We start from the raw sequence: 19,035 nt of genomic DNA, 5'->3' as shown, positions 1-19,035 counted from the left end.
TAGCATTTTAAATACATTTATATGAATATTTACAAGCTTATGTCCGCCGTCGCCGCGGTTTGCCTGCTGATAGCGCTCTACCTCGCTTTCACGGGGAGCCTCCCTTCGGCCGGCCCCTTCTTCATTGCATTCTTCCTGTCGCTGGCCATCAGTTTCAGGGGATATGAAAAACTAAAAGGTTTCACTTACACCACCGTGATTTTCGCGGCGGTAACCACCGCATTATACTACCCTCAGCATTTCCTCACGGTGGGCGACTTTAAACTTTCAACGCTGATCACTCCACTCATCCAGATCATCATGTTCGGGATGGGTACTTCCATGAGTTTCGGCGACTTTGTGGGGGTGGTTAAAATGCCCAAAGGGGTACTGATCGGCGTAGTGAGCCACTTTATCATCATGCCGACGATCGGTTATACACTTGCGAACATCAGCGGCTTCCCGCCTGAAATCGCTGCTGGGATCATTCTCATCGGCTGCTCACCGAACGGCATGGCTTCCAATGTGATCTCTTACCTGGCGAAAGCGAACCTGGCTCTGTCCATTACCATTACCGCCATTTCCACCATGCTCGCGCCTATCGTAACGCCGGTCCTCATGAGCATGCTCGCAGGCGCGTTCGTGAAAATCGACACGCTGCATATGATGTGGGATATCATTAAAATGGTGATCATCCCGATCGGCGCCGGGCTTATCTTCAATAAGCTGTTCAGCGGAAAAGTAAAATGGCTGGATGCCGCTATGCCATTGGTATCGATGGGCGGTATCGCGTTCATTATCGTAATCATCACGGCTGCCGGCCGCGACAGTCTGCTTTCCATCGGGCCTGCATTGCTGCTCCTCGTGTTAATCCACAATCTCTCGGGTTACACGCTCGGTTACTGGTCGGGGCGCCTGTTCCGCATGAGTGAGCGCGACTGCCGTACGATTGCCATTGAAGTAGGCATGCAAAATGGCGGTTTGGCTTCCGGTATTGCCAAGGAAATGGGTAAAATGGCCACCGTAGGCCTCGCTCCCGCAATCTTCGGACCACTGATGAACATTACCGGTTCCATCCTCGCCTCCTGGTGGCAAGGCAAACCCACCGGCGATGAAGATACTTATGTAGAAACGGGCAGAGCCCATTAAAATGAACGAGGCGCAGTTATTAGCTGCGCCTCGTTTTTTTGTCAAGTGTTGACAGGAGTTGTCATTCGCGGTCAGGTATTGTCAATTTTGTTGGATAAATTCTTAACTAATCCTGACCATTCCTGACCACCCTTGACCATTTCTGACTTCCTCCCCTTCCTCCCTTTCGACCTTCCTCCCAAAAATATCAATCCTCTTCCAGCAACAGCTGCATATAAACCAAATCCAGCCACTGGTCGAATTTATAAGCTACTTCTTTGAGGTAACCCTTCTCCACAAACCCATATTTCTTGTGAAATTCAATGCTTGCGCGGTTCGAGGCATCAATGCAGCCTATCATCGTATGCAGGCCCGACTCCTTCGCTCGTTGGATGAGGCTCCCTAGCAATTTACCACCTACGCCCATGCCACGCGACTTTTCGTCGAGGTAAATGGAATGCTCCACACTGAATTTGTATCCGATTTTCGGGCGGAAAATATTGTAGGAACCATAACCGATCACTTCGCCTTCCAGCTCTGCCACAATCACCGGCATACCGTCATAGAACATCTGTTCAAACCAGGCTTTTTGTTGTTCCATGGTCCGGGCTTCGTAATCATAAATAGCCGTGGTGTTCAGAATAGCGTGGTTGATAATTTCCAACAGCGAAGGCAGATCCTTAGGAGCGGCACTTCTGATGATCAAATCCATCAAAATAAAGCAGGTCGTTATACAGGTTTCAATATTAGGGTCAAAAATACCTTATTATTTTAAAAAATTTCACGTCTTATCCACGTTCTGTTTTACGTTTTTTTCTAATTCTTTTGAAAATCCTGAATTTCGAATAGCTTTGCCTCAACTTTAGGGGTGTCCCGACATGCGGACTGAGATCATACCCTTTGAACCTGATGCAGCTAGTACTGCCGAAGGGAAAAGCAGGTGTTACTGTGCACGTAGCTCCGTCTATTCTTTCTTCATAGGTCCATCCCTGAGTTTTTTGTATTTAAAACTGAATCAGGAATGGAAATCATCCTAAACGGTCAGACAAAGCAAATAGCCGTCACTTACACGGTAGGGCAACTCGTATCCGAGCTGTTTCCCTCCGGCAAAGGCATCGCAGTAGCCATCAACCAATCGGTAGTCCCGAAATCCGACTGGCCCACGCGCCAATTCTCCCCCAACGACCAGATTACGCTCATTACCGCCACCCAGGGCGGCTAGCATTGCATTGTCCTGTATCCACCATTTAACCAGAAAAACAGCATCATGAAGACAGAAAAAACGCCGGAAACCATCACCCGTGACCCGTTTCCGAATTCGAAGAAAATATATGTGAAAGGGCAAATCCACGACATTTCCGTGGCCATGCGCGAGATTTCACTGAACGATACGCGCATACATGGCGGCCCGCATTCAGGTCGCCTCGGAGCCAGCGAGCCCAATGAGCCGGTAACCGTGTACGACACCAGCGGCCCTTATACCGATCCCAACATTGAAATAGACGTCAAAAAAGGCCTTCCTGCATTACGTGCGGAATGGGTACGCTCGCGCGGGGACGTGGAGGAACTGGAAACGATTTCCTCTGAATACGGCCGGATGCGCCTCGCCGACGCGAAGCTCGACTATTTGCGGTTCGCACATAATGCAAAGCCGTTACGCGCCAAAGCCGGGCAGAACGTTTCTCAGCTGCATTATGCCAAAAAGGGTATTATCACGCCGGAAATGGAATACATCGCCATCCGCGAAAATCAGCGCATTGACGCGCATTTGCAGTCGCTGAATGGTAAAGCTGGCGCACTGGCGCACCAGCACGCCGGACATAGTTTTGGGGCAAATACGCCGAAAAGCCACATTACCGCCGAGTTTGTAAGACAGGAAGTAGCGGCCGGAAGAGCGGTAATCCCTTCGAATATCAACCACCCGGAGAGCGAACCGATGATTATCGGCCGGAATTTTCTGGTGAAAATCAATGCCAATATCGGCAACTCGGCCGTTTCGTCGAGCATTGAAGAAGAGGTCGAAAAAGCCGTCTGGGCATGCCGCTGGGGTGCCGACACCATTATGGACCTGTCCACCGGCAAGAACATCCACGAGACCCGCGAGTGGATCATCCGCAATACGCCGGTGCCCATTGGTACCGTACCTATTTACCAGGCTTTGGAGAAAGTAAATGGCAAAGCCGAAGACCTGACCTGGGAGCTTTTCCGCGATACGCTCATCGAGCAGGCCGAACAGGGTGTGGACTATTTCACAATTCATGCGGGCGTCCTGCTGCGCTACATACCGCTGACTGCCAAACGCATCACCGGCATTGTTTCGCGTGGCGGGTCGATCATGGCGAAATGGTGCCTGGCGCATCACAAAGAAAACTTCCTGTACACGCATTTCGAGGAGATCTGCGAAATCATGAAGGCTTACGATGTGGCATTCTCTTTGGGCGACGGCCTACGCCCCGGCAGCATTGCCGATGCTAACGATGCCGCACAGTTCGCGGAGCTCGAAACGCTGGGCGAATTGACCAAAATCGCCTGGAAGCACGATGTGCAGACGATCATCGAGGGCCCCGGCCACGTACCGATGCATTTGATCAAAGAGAATATGGAGAAGCAGTTGAAACACTGCCATGAAGCGCCATTCTACACATTAGGCCCATTGACAACCGACATCGCGCCCGGTTACGACCACATTACCTCGGCCATCGGCGCGGCCATGATCGGCTGGTTCGGCACGGCTATGCTTTGCTACGTAACCCCGAAGGAGCATTTGGGATTACCCAATAAAAAAGATGTAAAAGACGGTGTGATCACCTACAAAATCGCCGCCCATGCCGCCGACCTCGCCAAAGGCCATCCCGGCGCACAGTACCGCGACAATGCATTGAGTAAAGCCCGCTTCGAGTTCCGCTGGGAAGATCAGTTCAACCTTTCGCTGGACCCCGACACCGCACGTGAGTTTCACGATGAAACGCTTCCGGCCGAAGGGGCCAAGGTTGCGCATTTCTGTTCAATGTGCGGCCCGAACTTCTGCTCGATGAAGATCACACAGGATGTCCGCGACTATGCAGAGGAAAACGGACTGGCTACCGAAGAGGCCGTGGCGGAAGGTATGCAGCAGAAAGCGCGGGAATTTGCAGAAAAAGGCAGCGAGATTTATCTGTAATGGAGCTCATCGTCATAACTCACCCGGAAATACTGTCCGAAGAAGCCGGTATCGTCAACCGGCTCTTCGCACACGGACTTGCACGCCTGCATGTGCGCAAGCCCAAAGCCACGGAAACCGAGCTGCGAATATGGCTGGAACAGATCGATCCGCAATTCCGAGGACGCATTGCACTGCACCAGCATCATGAGCTTGCCCATGAGTTTGGCATTACCGGGTTGCATTTCACTGAGAAAAACAGGCTGACGCAGAGCGAGGAAACATTGGAAATATTGAAAAGCGATGGATTCACAATCAGCACCTCGACACATGATCCGGAAGAACTTGAAAGACTTTCGCACCGCTTTGATTATGCATTCCTGGGGCCGGTTTTTGATAGTATTTCAAAGGCTGGTTATTCGGCGAAGGTCCCTCCTGATTTCAGATTGCAAAAACATAATTACCCAAATCAAGTGATAGCCTTAGGCGGCATTGATGCTGAAAATTTAAAATCTGCACTAGAAATGGGCTTTGATGGCGCAGCGGTACTGGGCAGCATCTGGCAAAATCCCGACAATGCTGTTGCTCAGTTTGAAAATCTAAAATCATTACAATTATCTCTAAAATCATCTCAGCATCCTTCATCTCAACAATCATCATTTCAGCAGTCATCCTGCATCCCCAGGTTAAAACCCGGGGCAATAGATTTTGCATTGGAGATCGATGTATTTGAACAAAAACAAATCGGCTCAAAAGCAAAAGCAGTCCATTGCCCCGGGTTTCAACCCGGGGATCCGGAGAAAAAGGATGCAGCTGATTTTATAGACAAATTGCATTTTATCTCCAATGAAACCGGTACCATGTCGCATATCGACAGCATTCGCCTGGCTCTGGAAGCGGGCTGCCGGTGGATTCAGTTACGGGTGAAGAACCGGCCGGAGGAAGAGGTGCTGCCTATTGCCTGGGAAGCTACGCAGTTGTGTGACCGCTATGAGGCGAAGCTTATTATTAATGATTTTCCGCGCGTTGCCCTTGCCGTGGAAGCCCATGGGCTGCATCTCGGGCTCACGGACATGCCTATACCCGAGGCGCGTGCATTCGTGGGCGAGAAAATGGTGATCGGTGGCACGGCTAATACCTGGGACGATATTGTTCGCCGGATCGGTGAAGGGGCGGATTACATTGGCCTCGGGCCGTTCCGGTTTACCAATACCAAGCAAAACCTGAGTCCTATTCTGGGCATAGGTGGCTACTCCGCTTTGATGCACCAGATGCGGCAGGCCGGTCATTCCACACCCATTATCGCCATCGGTGGCATTACATCCGACGATATCCGCGGGCTTCGCGAGGCAGGCCTTTATGGTGTGGCAATGTCCGGCGCGTTGATTGCCGCGGCCGATCCGCAAAAAACATTTTACCAAATCCAACAAGCATTATGTTGACCATTGCAGATAAAACATTTCAATCCAGGCTCTTCACTGGTACTGGCAAATTCAGTTCGGCGACGGTGATGGAAGAGGCACTGCTGGCTTCCGGCTCCGAACTGGTGACAGTTGCCTTACGCCGCGTAGATGTACACGACGCGGGCGACGACGTTCTCAGCCACCTGACGCACGATCACATTCACTTGTTACCCAATACTTCCGGCGTGCGCACGGCTAAAGAAGCGGTTTTCGCCGCGCAGCTCGCGCGCGAGGCATTGGAAACCAACTGGCTAAAACTCGAAATTCACCCCGACCCGAAATACCTCATGCCGGATCCGATCGAGACTCTGAAGGCAACCGAGGAACTCACCAAACTGGGTTTTGTGATCCTGCCTTACATTCATGCCGATCCTGTGCTTTCCAAAAGGCTGGAAGAAGCAGGGGCATCAGCGGTCATGCCGCTCGGCTCGCCGATCGGCAGTAACAAAGGTTTAAAAACCATTGATTTTCTTGAAATTATCATCGAGCAGAGCAAGGTTCCGGTGGTAGTAGACGCGGGTATCGGCGCGCCGTCGGATGCCGCGAAAGCAATGGAGATCGGGGCTGACGCGGTATTGGTTAATACCGCCATTGCGGTGGCCGGGGATCCCGTCGCCATGGCGGAGGCTTTCAAACTCGCCGTGCAATCGGGAAGAATGGCCTATGAAGCCAAATTAGGATCGAAGGGGAGACTGGCAGTGGCCAGCAGCCCGTTAACCGCATTTCTGGATGAGCTTTAAAGAAGAATTTGCCCGGTATTCCTGGGATACGGTTAAGGAAACCATTTATACCAAAACCGCCGCGGATGTGGAACGGGCATTGACCGCTCCTAAAAGAACATTGGACGATTTCATGGCGCTGATTTCCCCTGTCGCTATCGCCTACCTGGAACCGATGGCCAGGTTAAGCCGGCAGCTGACCCGGAAGCGCTTTGGAAATACCATTCAAATGTACGTGCCGCTGTATTTGTCCAATGAGTGTACCAATATATGTACCTACTGCGGGTTTAGTCTGGATAATAAAGTACGCCGGCGAACCTTGACCGACAGTGAAATCCTGCGGGAAGTCGAAGTGATCAAAAATATGGGCTACGAACACGTGCTGCTTGTTACCGGCGAAGCGAACCAGACCGTGCATGTGGAGTATTTTAAAAAGGTATTGAAGCTGATCCGCCCGCATTTCGCGCAGGTATCTATGGAAGTACAGCCGCTCGACCGCGATGAATACGAGAAGCTGATCCCGCTTGGCCTGCATTCGGTACTGGTTTATCAGGAAACCTATCATCAGGAAGATTACCGGAAGCATCATCCGAAAGGTAAAAAAGCCAATTTCAATTACCGGCTCGAAACACCCGACCGGCTCGGCCAGGCAGGTATTCACAAGATGGGCTTGGGGGTATTGATCGGTTTGGAAGACTGGCGCACCGACAGTTTCTTCACCGCCCTGCATTTGAATTACCTTGAAAAAACCTACTGGCAAACGCGGTACAGCCTCTCATTCCCACGCCTGCGACCCTTCTCCGGCGGCCTGGAACCGAAGGTGGAGATGAGTGACCGGGAACTGGTACAACTGATTTGTGCCTACCGGATTTTCAACGAGGAAGTCGAACTGTCGCTCTCCACGCGTGAATCCGAGAAATTCAGGAACCATTGCATTCAATTGGGTGTAACATCCATCAGCGCCGGCTCCAAAACCAACCCGGGCGGCTACGCAGTCGAGCCGGAATCACTCGAACAATTCGAAATCTCGGACGAGCGAAGCCCTGCTGAGATCGCCCGGATGATCCGCAACGCAGGCTACGAGCCGGTTTGGAAGGATTGGGACGCTTCTTTAATTTTGAATGATTGACCGGGTCGCCGGTGCGATGACTGAATGATTGAATAAAACAAATTCAGTCATTCAGTCATTCAGTCATTCAGTCATTCAGTCATTCAATTATTATGTTCACACCCATCGAACGAAAACGCTACGCGCGCCAGATCATCATGCCGGAAATGGGGCTGGAAGGTCAGGAGAAGCTGAGTGCCGGCAAAGTGGCCGTGATAGGCGCAGGCGGGCTCGGCTGCCCGGTCCTGCAATACCTGGTGGCTGCGGGTGTAGGGGAGATCGGTATTATCGACGACGACACTGTGGACCTTACCAACCTGCACCGGCAAATACTGTATTCCGCCGATGATATTGGTAAAAACAAGGCCATTACCGCAGTCGAAAAACTCTCGGTACTCAACCCATTTGTGCACCTTACCGCCTATCCCGATCGGCTGACTGCCGAAAACGCGGCAGATTTACTTCATAGTTATGATCTTGTTATCGACGGTTCCGACAATTTCGAAACCCGTTACCTCGTCAACGATTTTTGTGTGGAATTGAACAAACCCTTTGTTTTCGGCTCTATTCTGCGTTTCGAAGGACAGGTTTCGGTGTTCAACTACCAGGGAGGGCCTACCTACCGGTGCCTTTTTCCCGACGCCGAGGAAGGCGATAATTGTGCGGAAGCGGGGGTAATGGGCGTATTACCCGGCATTATCGGCACATATATGGCCAATGAGGCGATCAAGATCATGGCAGGCATTGGCGAACCATTGTCAGGCAAATTACTGGTTATCAACACGCTTTCAAATACCCAATCCGTCTTTGAATTTTCTAGATCAGCGTCCGCGGTTCCTGCAAAGTCTCCGGAAGCAACTGTCAAACAACCTGCTGAGGGAAATACACGCGAAATGTCTTACGACGAATTCGAGGCATTGCGGGAAGCGGATCCCGGACAGATTTTGCTTGTAGATGTACGCGAATATTATGAATTTGAGGCGGATAACTTCGGCGGGGAGAATATCCCGCTCTCCGAAATCCCCGAAAGTATCCAGACATTCCCTTCGGGCAAAAAAGTCGTTTTTTACTGTACTAGCGGCAAACGAAGCTTGCAGGCAGCGAAGCTCCTGACGCAAAGCGGTTACGAAGGACAGAGTTTCTGGGCACAGCACTGGTAATTGATTATGCAAGTCAAACCGACACACCTTCTTTCCGGCGTTGTGCGGCATTTTCTGGTCATAGAAAGTGATACACAATCAGCTATGCGGATCTTTTCGGATGGCAATACAGGGGTGGTGTTCAACTACGGCGACCCGCTTTTTTATCAAAATGAAACGCATTCCGCCCCCGCACCCCTTCCTGCAAGCTTTTTATATGGCCAACTCGATACATACAGGAATGTCTGGGTGGAGGGGAAAATCCGCCTGCTTATCGCGGTCCTGTTTCCGTTCGGGGCGACAGCGTTGTTTAAAATACCTGCACCGGAACTGAGAAATCAAATTGTCGGGTGTGTAGATTGTTTTGGAACCAACGTTGAGTGGATAAGCGATCAAATTGCCGCCTCGCCTGCGATTCATGACAAAATCAGGTTAGCAGAGCATTTTTTGCTAACCCATTTACAAAATCCGGGGCAAAATAACGCACTGGTAACCAATGCCATTGACATTATCCATTCACAAAATGGCCTGATTTCGGTTGCACAGCTTACCAGGCTGACCGGCGCAGCAGAGCGCCAGCTTCAACGCAAATTTGAAGAGCAGATCGGCATTTCACCGAAACGTTACGCCGGCATTACCCGCATGCAATACGCGCTCAGAATGCTGCGAAAAAGGTCCAGCTGTTTATCATTGGCCGGCATTGCCTGCGAAGTGGGCTTCTTCGACCAGGCCCACCTGATCCGCGAAATGAAGAACCTGTCGGGACTTACGCCCGGCCAGTACCTCAGCCCGCAAAACGTCCTGGCTGCGAATTTGATCCGGCTCGTTCATTAGTTTCTGCTGCTTGTCGGGTTTGTACAATACATGCCTTGTCTGTGCATGTACTTTTGGATAAAAAAGACAGCTATGAAACCGATCAAAATCGCAACGGCCCAGTTTGAAAACAAAAGCGGCGACAAAGAGTATAACCTTGGTGTAATTCGTCAGCTCGCCGGCGATGCCTCAAAAGCAGGTGCGCAGGTCATCGCATTTCACGAATGCTCTGTTACCGGCTACACTTTCGCACGAAACCTATCACGGGAGCAACTGCTCGCAATCGCCGAACCGATTCCGGATGGCCCGAGTATTCGCGCTTTGCAAGCCATTGCGGCAGAGCATAACATTGTAGTCCTGGCCGGCCTGTTCGAGAAAGATGCGGATGATAAAATGTACAAGGCCTACGTGTGCGTTGATCAAAACGGCCTCATTGCCAAATACCGCAAGTTGCACCCTTTCATTAACCCGAACCTTACGCCGGGCGATCGATATGTGATTTTCGATTTGTTAGGGTGGAAATGCGGGATACTTATTTGCTACGATAACAACATTATAGAGAATGTAAGGGCCACGAAACTGCTGGGAGCCGACATCATTTTCATGCCGCACGTAACGATGTGTACACCTTCCACCCGCCCGGGTGCGGGGTTTGTAGATCCGGCCCTCTGGCAAAACCGAGAAGCCGACCCAACCTCTCTCCGCCAGGAATTCGACGGGCTCAAAGGCCGCGCCTGGCTCATGAAATGGCTCCCCGCACGCGCCTACGACAATGCTGTGTACGCGATATTCTCCAACCCGATCGGCATGGACGACGACCAGCTCAAAAACGGCTGCTCCATGATCCTCGACCCCTTCGGCGACATCATCGCCGAATGTCGCAAACTCGACAACGACTTCACCATCGCCACACTCACCCCGGAAAAGCTGCAACAAGCCGGTGGGCACCGTTACATACAGGCCCGCCGACCGGAATTATACCGGGATGTGATCGGGCAAGGTCACGTCTCCGAGCAACGCGTGATTTGGCTGTAAAGCCTAAACTCCTTGAGTTCGCTCAATGAATTTAGCTAAATTGATTGAATTGAGCCTCGCATTTTGGTCATTTAGCGGGCAAATGAGCCAAACGTACTTACCGGCAATTTTGAGTTTAAGCAAAATTTAATAATCTATCAATTACGTAGATTAAATAGTTTTGCTATTTTTGTAACTCTATATTCCAAAATTCTAAAATTCACGGTAATGCTTGCCAAAGTGCTCTCGCTCAAACTGCCCTCGTCACCGACCTGGTATATCGTTCCGATTGCAGCCATCCTTCTGTTACTGGGGCTTCTCCTGACAAATGGTGTCATCAGCGTCAGCACCGAACAGGTTACAGATTTCCTTACGGGCGATTTCGCATTGTATGTACTGGTAGGTCTGGCAGCACAGCTTGTGGACGGCGCGTTGGGAATGGCTTACGGCGTTACTTCCAACTCGTTTTTGCTGAGCCTTGGCGTCACGCCCGCGGTAAGCAGCGCCAGCGTGCATTTTGCCGAAATGTTCACTACCGGCGCTTCGGCGATCTCGCATTTCCGTTTTAAGAATATCAATAAAAAACTTTTCAAGAGCCTACTCATACCAGGCGTATTAGGCTCAATTACAGGTGCATATATACTGTCGGATGTCATAGACGGCAATGCCATCAAACCGTTCATCGCCTTTTACATGCTGATATTGGGCGTGATTATCATCCGTAAGGCACTGCAAAAAACTTTTATCAAAAATAAAACCAGGCGCATCAGCATGCTCGCAGCGACGGGAGGCTTTCTGGATTCAATCGGCGGTGGCGGCTGGGGACCCATCGTCACTTCTACCCTGCTCGGACAAGGCCGCGATCCCCGCTACACTATCGGGTCGGTGAATGCCGCAGAATTTGCCGTGGCATTCGCAAGCGGTATTACTTTTATGCTTTTTACAGGGGTTGACAGCTGGAAAGTCGTTCTCGGGTTGATTGTCGGCGGCGTCATGGCCGCTCCTTTCGGCGCCATACTTGTGGGTAAGATCAAACGCAAGCCGCTGATGCTCCTCGTGGGTGTACTGGTAATCGGCCTGAGCATCCGGACTATCCTACTCAGCATTTAACAGACCATTTCCCACCATATCCGACGCATTTTGCCTAGTTTTGTACAAAACAGGCACATTACCATGCTCACCGATTTCGGTTATATACTGCTCTTCATTATCGCCGCGCTGATATTGCTCGGCGTGATGCTCACCATTGCGAAATTTCTCCGCCCGCATAATCCCAACGAAGAGAAGCTGTCTACCTACGAGTCCGGCGAAGAGCCGCTGGGGAATGCCAATATCCAGTTCAATGTCCGGTTCTACGTCGTTGCATTGATTTTCGTACTGTTTGAAGTGGAGTTGCTGTTTCTTTTCCCCTGGTCGGTAGTATTTGGAAGCGAAGAGCTCATCGCGCAAACGAACGGCCAATGGGGCTGGTTTGCCATGGCAGAAATGACCGTTTTCATAGGTATCCTCATTTTCGGCCTCGCCTACGCCTGGGCCAAAGGCTACCTCGACTGGGTCCTGCCCAAGCCGCAGATTCCGGAAGTCAAATCCCCGGTTCCGGCAGATTTGTATGCTAAAGTCAACGAACGGTACAAGAAATAGTACTTCTAGTCGATCCAGTTTTCTAACTTTAGATTGTCTAGATTCTTGAAATCCTTCGTGTTGCGCGTTGCCAACGTTAGGCGATGCGCGATAGCTGTGGATCCGATCAGTAGATCAAATTCACCAGTCGGTAAGCCGGCCTGCCGCAAAGCTGCCTTTTGCCGAGCGTATTCGTCAAAGCTCTCCCCTATCAGCAATATGCGGCCGGAAAAAGCAGCACGCAACCAATTCAAATTTTGACGGTTTGCAGGACGACGGTTCATTGCGCTATTTTCCACTCCAAACATCAATTCCAAAATCGTGATTTCTGATAAGTGGCAGGAATTTAGCCCGACTGCTTCGAGCCTGTTAGCAAGACCTTCATGTCCCTTGAACAAGTGAATGCAAATATTAGTATCCAGCAAGTAGCTCATAGGTTTACCTCACGCGAGCGGTCGCTGCGTGCATTGTAGATCATCGATTCCAGCTCCTCGGCGGTCTCCTCTCCCCGCCAACTACCAATAAATTTTTTCATTGCAGCCTCTTGGTCGGTATTCCGCATCGAATAGTCGCCGTGAGTTTCCTTTACCAGCAGGCCCAGCCGCTCGGCCAGCCCTTTTAACAGAGCAAAATCAATATCGCTTTCTGTCTCAATAGTGATTGTATGTGCCATATGTCGCTTTTCAAGAAAAAACTCCGTTCCTAAGACCACGGTTCCAATTTACAGAAATCTCCGGGTTGTTCAAAAAACCACGCCTTTTGTTATCTTAGATATATAACTTTTTGATAAACAACTCCATAAATTATCGAAAGGAGTGGTTGATTTATCGAATTATATTGACAGTTACTTAAAAAATACCGATTTTTCGGGCTTAGTACCCATTCTGTCATCATCAACAAAATACTATGGAGGCTTTCACAAAGAACTTACGCGCGGGGCGTGAACGAAAAGGATTTTCCGTCGCTCAAATGGCGTCATCACTCCAAATCAGCGAAGAACAATATAACGAGCTGGAAAGCGGGCAGGTAGCTCCTTCGGTTGACATCCTTAAACAACTCTCCAAAGTCCTTAACTGCACTGTGCCTGAACTGATCACCGACCGCCCTGTGCAGCAAATCGTTCGCGACATTCCCCTTGGGCAATTTTCGCCCGAGTCGCTGAGCGAAATGGACAAGGATACCTATATTAAAATCCTCGAAAACCAGCTGCGCACGCTGCTCGCCGAGAAAAAAGGGGCCTGACCTAGTGCATTCCGCCCCATTTTTTCATATGCGGACGCGGAAAGAACACAAACCCCAATTGCAGGTAAAGCTGGTTTACCTTTAAACGGGACAGATCATCGACCGTTACATTGTCGCCCTTCCATTTACGCCTTCCAAGAACAGGCTGATGGTAGGTCAGCTTGCCGCTCAGGTACACTTTTTCGTGAATTTTGGGCAGAAAATTCATTTTGTAATCCACCCCGATACCTCCATGCAGATTGATATTGGCGGTATACAGCTTCACGGCCTGGTAAGCCGAGGGGTTGTTCAGCAACTGCTGGGCAGATACGGACGCATTGCTTTTGATATTGAGCCTGTACAACATGAAATCGGCACCTAACGGTATCGTCACGTTCCAGCGCGCATTATTTACGAGTTTGGGTCCGCCGTCGGTGCCAATGCCGAATCCGTTCAGATATGCCTTGCGCGTATCGCGGTCGGAGGTGTAGTTGGTGCTATTCATGACGATAATCCTGGCCTCAGAGAACCACCGCTCCGATTCGGTGCGACGAGCGAGCACGAGATTCCCCATAAAAGATGTGAACGGTTTTACCTGCAGACGGGCAAGCTGGTCGCGCAGGGATTTGTTGTTCGGCAGCATTCCAAGCTCCGCATAAACGGCCATTCCACTTTTGAATATCCTGACGGTGGAGTCCGATTGGGCCGACGCTCCGCCGATACAAAAGGCCGAAAGCAGGAAACAGATGAGTAATTTTCGTTTCATATAGTTGATGGTTTGTGTTTGTTTTGTAACGCCGCCTGAAACGGTTTCTTGCCAAATATGGTTAGTTTTGCAGACGAACAATGTATTTTAAAGCAATATCCGTACCAAAATCCGGCATCTTCAAATATTCATGAGTGAACGAATCAAAACCGGCGACGGCGGTATTATCCTGACCAATGCAGAGGACCTGATGAACTGGGCCCGCCTGTCGTCGCTATGGCCAATGGGCTTCGGTTTGGCGTGCTGCGCGATAGAGATGATGGCAACCTACGCGGCCAACTACGATCTCGAACGCTTCGGTATTATGCCGCGGCCTTCGCCCCGGCAGTCGGACGTGATGATTGTGGCCGGGACGGTTACTTTCAAAATGGCCGACCGTATCCGGCGGCTGTACGAACAAATGCCGGAACCGCGCTATGTGATCTCGATGGGCAGCTGCTCCAACTGCGGTGGCCCTTACTGGGAGCATGGGTACCACGTCGTGAAGGGCGTCGACCGCATTATCCCGGTGGATGTATACGTACCCGGATGCCCGCCCCGGCCCGAGGCGCTTATCGGAGGCTTTATGAAGTTACAGGAAAAAATCCGCGGCAAACAGGAGGCCGTCCCGGGCCTCTTCCTTGAAATGGAAGCCGCAGGGTCACAAGCTGTTTTATCCTAATCCTACCTATGACTTTTCAGGAAATCGTCGATATTATTGCCGCCCAGTTTCCGGAATACGCCATCACGGCCGAAACCAGGAACCTGCAATCTGCGCTGAATGCCCCCGCGCAAGGTATCGCATCCATCTGCCGTTTTTTACATGAAGACGAAAGGCTGTATTTCGACTACCTGGCCTGCATTACAGCCATCGATAACGGTGCCGCAGCCGATACGATGGAACTGATTTATAACCTCACATCCATTCCCTACGGCCGGGACCTGACCCTGAGAACCGTTTTTCCAAGAAATACGACCAAGACGACCCTGCCGTCCGTGCCCACTGTGAGCCACATCTGGCGCACAGCAGACTGGCATGAGCGCGAAGCGTTCGACCTGATGGGCATTACCTTTGAAGGTCACCCGGATCTCCGGCGTATCCTGCTTCCCGAAGACTGGGAAGGCCACCCGCTTCGCAAGGACTACAATGCCCAGGAAAGGTACCATGGCATTTATGTTCGCTACGAAGATGGTAAGGCGCTGGAACCGTCCACTGATCCGGATAGGGCATAGCATATGTTTTCCGTGCATTCGGGCAAATAATCACGCATATTTGGTAGCATGAAAAAGCCTCGTTATTTTTCGTTACTAAATTTTAATGATCACCCGCATGCGCTTCATCATACTGACGGCCCTCTTTCTCGGCTCTTTGCAATCAGCACTCGCAGTCACCGACTCACTTATTATCAAGGGTCGGATCAATAACCTCAACGGACGGCTTTACCGTCAGGCTCCGTTTATCACCTTTTCACGAAACAATATCCTGCAACCCCAATCGGAACTGAGCAAACAGGCCGATTTACAGGCTGACGGGACTTTCCGCGTTTCTCTTCCTATGCTTTTCCCGCAGGAAGAAATTTATATGGATTACGGTGGAAAAGCGTTCACTACTTTTCTCGGATCGCCCGGGACCGTCGAAATTACTTTCGATGGAGATTCTATTGGCAGAGCTAAAAAGCTGTTCTATTTCGCAGGAGCCAATGCAGACGCCAACAATCAATATCCTTTATATCTGGCCGCGGAAAACCAGCGTTTGAACAGCAGCAGGACACTGGGGACCGATTTTTTCAAAACATTTTGGGAGAAAAGCCCGTCCGACGCCCGCTTTATCGCCGAGAGCCGCGGTGAACTGCGGCTCGGATCAGTCAAAGCGGCTACGCAAAGTACAGTAACATCGCCTGTTTTGTATAATTGGGTCAAATCGGTTACGGACGAGGAACAGTTGCAGATTTTGTATGAACACGCATTGAGCAATCAGTATCAGGTCAGCAAGGCGCTGCTCGACAGCCTTAAACGCCTCGACCGGGCACCGTTGACCGGACAGCGGGTGATTTGGGCCAACCGGTTCGGCAACTACGCCGACCAGTTGGTAGAAGGAAAAAAATTCGACAACCCCAGCAGAACCAATTCATTGCCGGTGAAATTAATGGCAGCGCTGATCCGCGACAATTCCAAAAGCCTTTCTGCGGACGACCGCCAGCACCTGAACCAGATCGCATCGAACGGCCTGGCCGAAAAAGGTGAGCTCGATTTCATGAACAAGCTTTTTGCCCGCAATGAAATGGTGTTGAACCTGCTTTTCAACTACGAGCGAGAGAGCCGCATTTACGGGGATTTGTTCGACAGCACCGCCACCGAGTTTCTCAAAGTCCGCTACCTCGCCAAAAACCTTTACAAATACACCTATCAGCAGCAGTTGTTACTCAATAAGCACATTCAATCCCGGACCGGCATACCGCAGTTCAGGCAATCGCTCGACGAGATCGTTCAGCTCGAAGTGAAGGACAGCGCAGATATCCGCAAGCTGGTGGATTTCAAAAATGCACGTACCGCACCGGTCGAGGCATTGCCCGGCTATTACCTCAGCGCTTCCAACGACCGCGGTACTTCCTGGTTCAACGGGATTGTCGATGGACTGAAAGGAAAAACAATCTACCTCGTCAAGTGGAATATCGAGGATGCCAAGAGCCGCGAGGAACTGGATTTCATCCCGACGTTGCAAGCCAGGCTGCCGGAAGATATCGTCTTCCTGTTCGTGCACTTTTCAACCGAAAATTATACGGTTTCGGATGCTTTGCTGCGGCAATACATTGTGCGGCACAGGTTAAAAGGCATTCACATGTCAGTAAACGATAGTCAGGCGATGGACCTGCTGTTCCGTCTCAATCCGCTGGATTTCGCGACATTTTCCATTATCCGGCCAAACGGCAAGTTCGCCACCAAAAATGCCCCGGCACCAAGCGAAACGGAAAAGACGGCCAAGGCGCTGATCGAGGTCAACAGCCAGTAGTTTTATACCTCGCATTGGTGCGTTTGCGTTAAGAAACAGTTGATTTGGAATCCGGATAGCCCATGTGCAAATATTTGCTGTTGTTTCTGATGCTTTCCTTCTGCGCGTCGGCACAAAACCCCGACAGCCTGGAAGTGCACAGCCGCGACAGTATCCGGTACACCAATCTCAAAGCCCGGATGTCCAAAACCAAGTTCTCGCGGGCGGTTTACCGGCTGCTATTCAGGGATGTGTACAACCAGGGCAAGGTAACCGAGGTCAAGGAGATTGAAACTAACCCGTTCACGCCCTACGAAGGCATGGTAATCCGGAAAATCTACATCCGACAGCTGAATATCCTGGGCGAATCGGTTTATGATACCACCCGGAAAGGCAACCAGCTTGAAAGGTTTTTAAGTAAAAGTGTCCATACCAACACACGGGAAGGTATTATCCGGAAATCTTTCCTGCTGTTTTCGGAGGGCGACGATATCCAGGCGCATGTGCTGAAAGATACCGAACGTCTTTTACGCTCCAACCGGATGTTCGTCGATGCGCGTATCATTGTCATTCCCCGAAAGGATGTGACCTGGATGGCGGACATTATCGTGCTCATTCAGGATTCGTGGTCGCTCAATTTCTCGGGGAGCTTCAGTTCGTTCAATAAATTCGGCATAGGACTTGAAAACATCAACGTGCGGGGAACGACGCATTCCCAGCGAACGGCTATTCGCTGGGATTCGAGGGACTCCGTGCGAAAGTTTCAGTTCCGTGCCATTTACACAGTCCCTTATATTGGTAAAACTTTCATCACTGCCCAAGCCAGCCTGATCTTCGAGCGCGACCTGCAAGAACAATCCATCCGGTTCAACCGCCGGTTTATTACAACCGAGACAAAGTACGCGGGTGCTTTGGAAATAGGTCATTACAATACAAGGCAGATCAAGCGGGAATTGCAATCGAAAGACTCGCTTACCCTCCTGCTGACCGATTACAAATACTACGATTTCTGGATCGGGCGGGCATTCAAATTCCCCTTTCCCGACAGTAAGCTGGCCCAGAACTCCCGGATCGTGACGGCATTCAGGCACAACAAATACAATTACGACGAACGCCCTGAGGTAGCCCCGAACCTCAATAAGAATTACTGGAACCGCACTGCGACGCTCGTCAGCCTGGGCTTCTCCAACCGGAACTATAAGCGCGACGTTTTGATTTACGGCTTCGGACGGACAGAGGACGTTCCGGTGGGTAGCTTGTTCGCGCTCACGATCGGGCGCGAGAACACGGAGTACGGCGCGCGTGGCTACGGCGGCCTTCAATTCGCGACAGGCAAATACCTGCCTCATAACCTGGGCTATTTCTACGGGCTGGCCAATTTGGGCACCTATTCCAAAAACGGTGTGGCCCAGCAGGGGGTTATCAATGGAGAGGTTACCTACATCAGCAATTTGATCCCATTCCGGTACAGCTTTTTCCGGCAGTTTGTCAACATCAGGTTTGCGAAAGGCATCAACAGGGACCCGCTGGATTATCTTAATATCAGCGGCGACAGAGGCATCCGCGGCATTAACAATGACCGGCTGATCGGTACCAAGAAGCTGACCATCGGAACGGAAACCGTATTCTTCTCCGACAAGAGTCTTTTGGGATTCCGTATCGCCTATTTTGTGTTCGCGGATTTAGGTCTCGTCAATGGCGTGCCGCATCTCTGGAAAAGCCCGCTATACCAGGGTTATGGGCTGGGCTTGCGGCTCCGGAACGAAAATCTTACCTTCAACACCCTTCAAATACGCTTCGGGTATTACGTCAATATTCCCGAGCTTTCCTCACCTACTCGTTTTGCTGCTTCGGGCAACGTTCCCCTGCGCCTGCGCGACTTCGACATCTCCGCACCGGCCATTGCGCCGTTTCAGTAGCGAACAAATCACTTCCACAACTATCTGATTACTTGGTCA

At 50.9% G+C, this 19,035-nt stretch carries 20 protein-coding genes and 1 riboswitch; of the genes, 16 read left to right on the top strand and 4 right to left on the bottom strand.

Features of this window, described 5'->3' with window-relative positions; translation table 11 throughout:
• Positions 1–21: 21 nt before the first annotated feature.
• The gene (locus ACQ4MZ_RS04395; protein WP_430843334.1) at positions 22–1,128 is read left to right on the top strand and encodes a bile acid:sodium symporter family protein; all 1,107 of its coding nucleotides are present in this window, start codon (positions 22–24) and stop codon (positions 1,126–1,128) included.
• Positions 1,129–1,315: 187 nt separating this feature from the next.
• Here ACQ4MZ_RS04395 and ACQ4MZ_RS04390 read toward each other — a convergent pair whose 3' ends face one another.
• A complete protein-coding gene (locus tag ACQ4MZ_RS04390) occupies positions 1,316–1,819 on the bottom strand; it encodes a GNAT family N-acetyltransferase (protein WP_430843332.1) in 504 nt (167 codons plus the stop codon).
• A 142-nt stretch (positions 1,820–1,961) separates the two neighbouring features.
• Positions 1,962–2,057, top strand: a riboswitch (TPP riboswitch).
• 71 nt (positions 2,058–2,128) lie between these two features.
• Here ACQ4MZ_RS04390 and thiS point away from each other — a divergent pair.
• The 10 genes from thiS to ACQ4MZ_RS04340 all read left to right on the top strand — a co-directional run bounded on the left by thiS (position 2,129) and on the right by ACQ4MZ_RS04340 (position 12,143).
• On the top strand, positions 2,129–2,329 hold the full coding sequence (gene thiS / locus ACQ4MZ_RS04385) for a sulfur carrier protein ThiS (RefSeq protein WP_430843330.1): 201 nt from the start codon (positions 2,129–2,131) through the stop codon (positions 2,327–2,329).
• 45 nt (positions 2,330–2,374) lie between these two features.
• Positions 2,375–4,267 (top strand): phosphomethylpyrimidine synthase ThiC, encoded by a 1,893-nt coding sequence (gene thiC, locus ACQ4MZ_RS04380; RefSeq protein WP_430843328.1) that lies wholly within the window; start codon positions 2,375–2,377, stop codon positions 4,265–4,267.
• Complete coding sequence (locus ACQ4MZ_RS04375; RefSeq protein WP_430843326.1) at positions 4,267–5,688, top strand: thiamine phosphate synthase; 1,422 nt, start codon at positions 4,267–4,269, stop codon at positions 5,686–5,688. Before thiC ends, ACQ4MZ_RS04375 begins: the two co-directional genes overlap by 1 nt.
• Positions 5,682–6,449 carry a thiazole synthase gene (locus tag ACQ4MZ_RS04370; protein WP_430843324.1) on the top strand — a complete coding sequence of 256 codons (768 nt, stop codon included), beginning with the start codon at positions 5,682–5,684 and terminating at the stop codon, positions 6,447–6,449. The genes ACQ4MZ_RS04375 and ACQ4MZ_RS04370 overlap by 7 nt, the downstream gene beginning before the upstream one ends.
• Positions 6,439–7,557, top strand: a complete 1,119-nt coding sequence (thiH, locus tag ACQ4MZ_RS04365; RefSeq protein ID WP_430843322.1) for a 2-iminoacetate synthase ThiH — start codon at positions 6,439–6,441, stop codon at positions 7,555–7,557. The genes ACQ4MZ_RS04370 and thiH overlap by 11 nt, the downstream gene beginning before the upstream one ends.
• A gap of 92 nt (positions 7,558–7,649) precedes the next feature.
• Positions 7,650–8,696: a molybdopterin-synthase adenylyltransferase MoeB gene (gene moeB, locus ACQ4MZ_RS04360; RefSeq protein ID WP_430843320.1), complete on the top strand. Its 1,047-nt coding sequence runs from the start codon at positions 7,650–7,652 to the stop codon at positions 8,694–8,696.
• Positions 8,697–8,702: 6 nt separating this feature from the next.
• Entirely contained in the window at positions 8,703–9,509 is an 807-nt protein-coding gene (locus tag ACQ4MZ_RS04355; RefSeq protein WP_430843318.1) for a DUF6597 domain-containing transcriptional factor, read from the top strand.
• Between the two features lie 72 nt (positions 9,510–9,581).
• Complete coding sequence (locus tag ACQ4MZ_RS04350; protein WP_430843316.1) at positions 9,582–10,523, top strand: nitrilase family protein; 942 nt, start codon at positions 9,582–9,584, stop codon at positions 10,521–10,523.
• Positions 10,524–10,730: 207 nt separating this feature from the next.
• Complete coding sequence (locus tag ACQ4MZ_RS04345; RefSeq protein ID WP_430843314.1) at positions 10,731–11,612, top strand: sulfite exporter TauE/SafE family protein; 882 nt, start codon at positions 10,731–10,733, stop codon at positions 11,610–11,612.
• Positions 11,613–11,675: 63 nt separating this feature from the next.
• Positions 11,676–12,143, top strand: coding sequence for an NADH-quinone oxidoreductase subunit A (locus ACQ4MZ_RS04340; protein WP_430843311.1), 468 nt, complete (start codon positions 11,676–11,678; stop codon positions 12,141–12,143).
• 5 nt (positions 12,144–12,148) lie between these two features.
• Here ACQ4MZ_RS04340 and ACQ4MZ_RS04335 read toward each other — a convergent pair whose 3' ends face one another.
• Positions 12,149–12,556, bottom strand: coding sequence for a PIN domain-containing protein (locus ACQ4MZ_RS04335; RefSeq protein ID WP_430843309.1), 408 nt, complete (start codon positions 12,554–12,556; stop codon positions 12,149–12,151).
• The gene (locus tag ACQ4MZ_RS04330) at positions 12,553–12,795 is read right to left on the bottom strand and encodes a hypothetical protein (RefSeq protein ID WP_430843307.1); all 243 of its coding nucleotides are present in this window, start codon (positions 12,793–12,795) and stop codon (positions 12,553–12,555) included. Before ACQ4MZ_RS04330 ends, ACQ4MZ_RS04335 begins: the two co-directional genes overlap by 4 nt.
• A gap of 233 nt (positions 12,796–13,028) precedes the next feature.
• On the opposite strand from ACQ4MZ_RS04330, the gene ACQ4MZ_RS04325 reads away from it, so the two are divergent.
• On the top strand, positions 13,029–13,364 hold the full coding sequence (locus tag ACQ4MZ_RS04325) for a helix-turn-helix domain-containing protein (RefSeq protein WP_430843305.1): 336 nt from the start codon (positions 13,029–13,031) through the stop codon (positions 13,362–13,364).
• Position 13,365: 1 nt separating this feature from the next.
• Here the strand turns inward: ACQ4MZ_RS04325 and ACQ4MZ_RS04320 are convergent, their stop codons facing one another.
• On the bottom strand, positions 13,366–14,109 hold the full coding sequence (locus ACQ4MZ_RS04320; RefSeq protein WP_430843303.1) for a hypothetical protein: 744 nt from the start codon (positions 14,107–14,109) through the stop codon (positions 13,366–13,368).
• 130 nt (positions 14,110–14,239) lie between these two features.
• Here ACQ4MZ_RS04320 and nuoB point away from each other — a divergent pair, with 130 nt between their 5' ends.
• The 4 genes from nuoB to ACQ4MZ_RS04300 all read left to right on the top strand — a co-directional run bounded on the left by nuoB (position 14,240) and on the right by ACQ4MZ_RS04300 (position 18,996).
• Positions 14,240–14,770 (top strand): NADH-quinone oxidoreductase subunit NuoB, encoded by a 531-nt coding sequence (gene nuoB / locus ACQ4MZ_RS04315; protein WP_430843301.1) that lies wholly within the window; start codon positions 14,240–14,242, stop codon positions 14,768–14,770.
• An 8-nt stretch (positions 14,771–14,778) separates the two neighbouring features.
• Entirely contained in the window at positions 14,779–15,321 is a 543-nt protein-coding gene (locus ACQ4MZ_RS04310; protein ID WP_430843299.1) for an NADH-quinone oxidoreductase subunit C, read from the top strand.
• Positions 15,322–15,418: 97 nt separating this feature from the next.
• The gene (locus ACQ4MZ_RS04305; protein WP_430843297.1) at positions 15,419–17,098 is read left to right on the top strand and encodes a hypothetical protein; all 1,680 of its coding nucleotides are present in this window, start codon (positions 15,419–15,421) and stop codon (positions 17,096–17,098) included.
• A gap of 62 nt (positions 17,099–17,160) precedes the next feature.
• Positions 17,161–18,996: a hypothetical protein gene (locus ACQ4MZ_RS04300; RefSeq protein ID WP_430843295.1), complete on the top strand. Its 1,836-nt coding sequence runs from the start codon at positions 17,161–17,163 to the stop codon at positions 18,994–18,996.
• The last annotated feature ends 39 nt before the right edge of the window (positions 18,997–19,035 follow it).

Origin of the sequence: Dyadobacter sp. BHUBP1 (assembly GCF_050587785.1) — a bacterium.
Lineage (GTDB): Bacteria > Bacteroidota > Bacteroidia > Cytophagales > Spirosomataceae > Dyadobacter.
Note: the sequence above shows the minus strand (reverse complement) of the source record. Positions and strands in the feature narration are given on the sequence as shown.